Annotated in this window: 4 protein-coding genes; 3 read left to right on the top strand and 1 reads right to left on the bottom strand. The window is 70.8% G+C overall.

The window, feature by feature from the left end:
- Positions 1 to 48: 48 nt before the first annotated feature.
- Complete coding sequence (locus COGEMETH_RS23395) at positions 49 to 1,035, bottom strand: heparan-alpha-glucosaminide N-acetyltransferase (protein ID WP_238185078.1); 987 nt, start codon at positions 1,033 to 1,035, stop codon at positions 49 to 51.
- A 315-nt stretch (positions 1,036 to 1,350) separates the two neighbouring features.
- Here COGEMETH_RS23395 and COGEMETH_RS23390 point away from each other — a divergent pair, with 315 nt between their 5' ends.
- From COGEMETH_RS23390 to COGEMETH_RS23380, 3 genes are all read left to right on the top strand, one after another.
- Positions 1,351 to 1,962: a cold-shock protein gene (locus tag COGEMETH_RS23390; protein ID WP_238185077.1), complete on the top strand. Its 612-nt coding sequence runs from the start codon at positions 1,351 to 1,353 to the stop codon at positions 1,960 to 1,962.
- A 61-nt stretch (positions 1,963 to 2,023) separates the two neighbouring features.
- Positions 2,024 to 2,458: a DUF192 domain-containing protein gene (locus COGEMETH_RS23385; RefSeq protein WP_238185079.1), complete on the top strand. Its 435-nt coding sequence runs from the start codon at positions 2,024 to 2,026 to the stop codon at positions 2,456 to 2,458.
- A 96-nt stretch (positions 2,459 to 2,554) separates the two neighbouring features.
- Positions 2,555 to 2,959 carry a hypothetical protein gene (locus tag COGEMETH_RS23380; RefSeq protein ID WP_238185076.1) on the top strand — a complete coding sequence of 135 codons (405 nt, stop codon included), beginning with the start codon at positions 2,555 to 2,557 and terminating at the stop codon, positions 2,957 to 2,959.
- Positions 2,960 to 3,279 lie beyond the last annotated feature (320 nt).

The following is a 3,279-nucleotide window of genomic DNA, read 5'->3' as shown; positions in this document are numbered from 1 at the left end:
AGGGCAAGTTACAAGGGGAAGGCGCCCCCGATAAATATCCTGCTCGGCTCATGGCCGATCCGGAGACGCCGTACCTTCGGCCCCCTCGTAGCAGGCCTGCGACAGGCCCTGCGCGCGGGCCCGCTCCGGCACGGTGAAGTCGCGGCCCTGGAGCGCCCACAGGCCGGCGGCGCGCAGGGCATCCCCCGTGCAGCGGGCGGCGATGCGGCAGGCCTGCGCTTCGCCCCCGGTGCGGGTGCAGGTGGCCGCGTAATCCGCGCGGAAGGCGGACAGCCCCGCCCGCGGGTGCGGCCCGGTCAGCATCGCCAGCCCGGTCAGCGCTCCGAGCAGGAGCGGCTGGTGCAGGAGGTAGATCGCGAGGCTGTGGCGCCCGGCCAACGCCGCGGCGCGGGCCGGCGCGCTCCGGGGCCGCCACGCGCCGAGGCGCGAGCGGGCGAGCCACGGCAGCCCCACCCGCCCGAGGACGATTCCGAACAGCACGATCCCGAACCAGGGGAACAGGGGCACGTAGTCGTTCGTGCGCGGCAGGCCCGCGCCGAGGCCGAGGAAGAACAGGGCCGGCGCATCGAGCCACGGCAGCCGGACGAGGTGCGGGGCGGCGACCACCAGCGCGGCGACGAGGCCGGTGACGGGGCCCGGCAGGGCGAGGAACGGCAGCGCCAGCACGCTCGACACCGCTATGCAGTGCAGGATGCCGAAGAAGATGAAGCTGTCGGGGAAGGCATAGGCCGTCGCCAGGGTGATGAGCAGCGCGGCCCCGCCGATCCGGGCGAGGCGCAGCAGGGTCGGCCGCACGCGGACGCCCCGCCCGTTCATCAGCACCAGCCCGACGCCCACCAGCAAAAGGAATCCGCCGGCGATCCCATGTGCGGCGAGCCGCCCCGGCCCGGTGAGGGCATAGTTCTCGGGCGTCAGCCGCAGATGACCGAGGTCCCAGAGGGTGTGATAGGCCGCCATCGCCGCGAGCGCCGCCGCGCGGGCGGCGTCGATGGCGGGAAGGCGATGTTGGGGCGGGGCGGCGGGAACGGGCGGCATGGCCGGCCCCTAAGCATCAATCGCGGCCACGGGCCACTGCCTACCGCGCTCACCTCCGCCGGCCGTGCGCGATCACGAAAACGTGATTGATGTCAGTCGATGCACGGGATGGCGGAAGTCCGTGCCGCCATTCGAGAAAATCTGCGAGTCCGATCACGCCCTTGAGTCGGAGCCGGCCCCAGCGCTCGGGCCACATCGGCGGCAATTGCGCTTCGGGAGGGCTGGTCTGGTGCCCAATTGGGCTTCCGCGGCATCAGGACTTCGTTAATCCTGACCGCGAAGCGCGCGGTGCGATTCGGTGTAGGTTGCTTCGACATGTCCGACGAGTACGGGTCAGGGCCGGCCGGCTCACGGTCGTCAGACGACGTGGGCGGAGACGGTGCACCGCATCGGGACATCCCATTGGCGGACCTCGACCTCGTCGAGGTCGCCGGCCACATCAAGTGGTTCGACGTCGCCAAAGGCTTCGGCTTCATCGTCCCGGACGACGGCGCTCCCGACATCCTCCTCCACGTCACCTGTCTGCGCCGGGACGGCCACCAGAACGCCAGCGAGGGCGCCCGGGTCGTCGTCGAGGCGGTGGAGCGCGCCCGCGGCTGGCAGGCGTTCCGGGTAATATCCCTCGACCAGTCGACGGCGACCCACCCCTCCGAACTGCCGATGCCCCGCACCCATGTCAGCGTCACGCCGACGAGCGGGCTGGAGACGGCGGTGGTGAAGTGGTTCAACCGCCTGCGCGGATTCGGCTTCCTGACCCGCGGCGACGGCACGCCGGACATCTTCGTGCACATGGAGACCCTGCGCCGCTACGGCATCGCCGAACTGAAGCCCGGCGAGGCGGTGCTGGTACGCTACGGCGACGGTTCGAAGGGCGTGATGGCCGCCGAGATCCGCCTGATCGACGGTGCGCTCCCGTCCTCCCATTGAGAGTGAACCTGTGCCCTGCGTCTCGTCCGCGCTGATCCGCGCCTGCCTCGCGCTCGGCCTCATGGCCGCGGCCTCGCCGCTCCCGGCGGTCTCGGCCCAGGAGGCCGCGAAGACCGAACCCCTTGCCATCCAGTCGAAGTCCGGCACGCACCGCTTCGCCGTCGAGGTGATGCGCACCGACGCCGACCGCTCCCGCGGCCTGATGTTCCGTCGCAGCATGGCGGCCGACCACGGGATGCTGTTCGACTTCGAGCAGGTCGAGCCGGTCTCGATGTGGATGAAGAACACCTACCTGCCCCTCGACATGCTGTTCATCCGCGCCGACGGCACCGTGAGCCGCATCGCCGCCGACACGGAGCCGCTCTCCACCGCCATCGTCGCCTCCGGCGAGCCGGTGCTGTCCGTCCTCGAACTCAATGCCGGCACCGCGGCCAGGCTCGGCCTCGCCCCCGGCGACCGGGTGGAGCACCCGCTGTTCCAGGGACGCAGGCGGTAGCGAATACGCGAACGCATCGGGAACTTTCCCTTGACGGCTTTCGCGAACCGAACCAATGTTCCTCGAATGTTCCAGACGAGGGCTGCGGGGAATTCGATGGTCGAGGCGCAAACGGTCCCGTTCCGCAACGACGACTGGTCGGTCTCCGCCGATGGCTTGGAGCACCGGGCCACGGGCTACTTCATCGACGGCGAGGCGCTGGCCGCCCGCCGGGGCGAGGGCTTGTGGGACTGGCCCTTGCAGATGGCCGAAAAGCGCTGGTGCCGGCCGAGCCTGTTCCGCGAGGCGTTCCTGGCGGCCCTCGACCGCTTCGGCATCGAACGCGATGCCGCCCTGACGGAGTCCTTCGCCCTCGGCTACGGCATCCGGGCCGGGCAGGGGACGCCGGATGCCGGCTTCGTCGCCCTCGGCGACCTGCTGCGCGGCCGGCCCATCACAGCCGCCGAGACGGCTCGCACCACGGGCCACCGCCGTCCCGTCCGCGCGATGGCGGGCGGTTGATTCCAGGCGGACAAGCAGGACATGCTCGCAAGGCCTGTCTCCACCTTGCGGGGCGGATCGGACAAATCTTCCCGTCCTGCGGGTGACCCGCCCCCGTTTGTGGGAGATGACGGGCCTCGCGTGAGCGAGACGGGCAAAGGGGGGTGCCGTGTCCGGAAACCACGCGCCCCTCTCTCGACCTGCATCGCGGACCATCGACTCCCGCAAGGGGACGAGAGAAACCCGTTGCTAATCGGGCGCCGGTACGGGCCTGTTGCGCGCGGGGTGCGATCGCGACATCTGCCCTGGACCGCCGTCGGCACGGTCCAGGGCAGATGTCG

This window comes from Methylobacterium trifolii (assembly GCF_022179685.1).
Lineage (GTDB): Bacteria > Pseudomonadota > Alphaproteobacteria > Rhizobiales > Beijerinckiaceae > Methylobacterium > Methylobacterium trifolii.
This window is presented reverse-complemented; position numbering and strand designations above follow the sequence as displayed.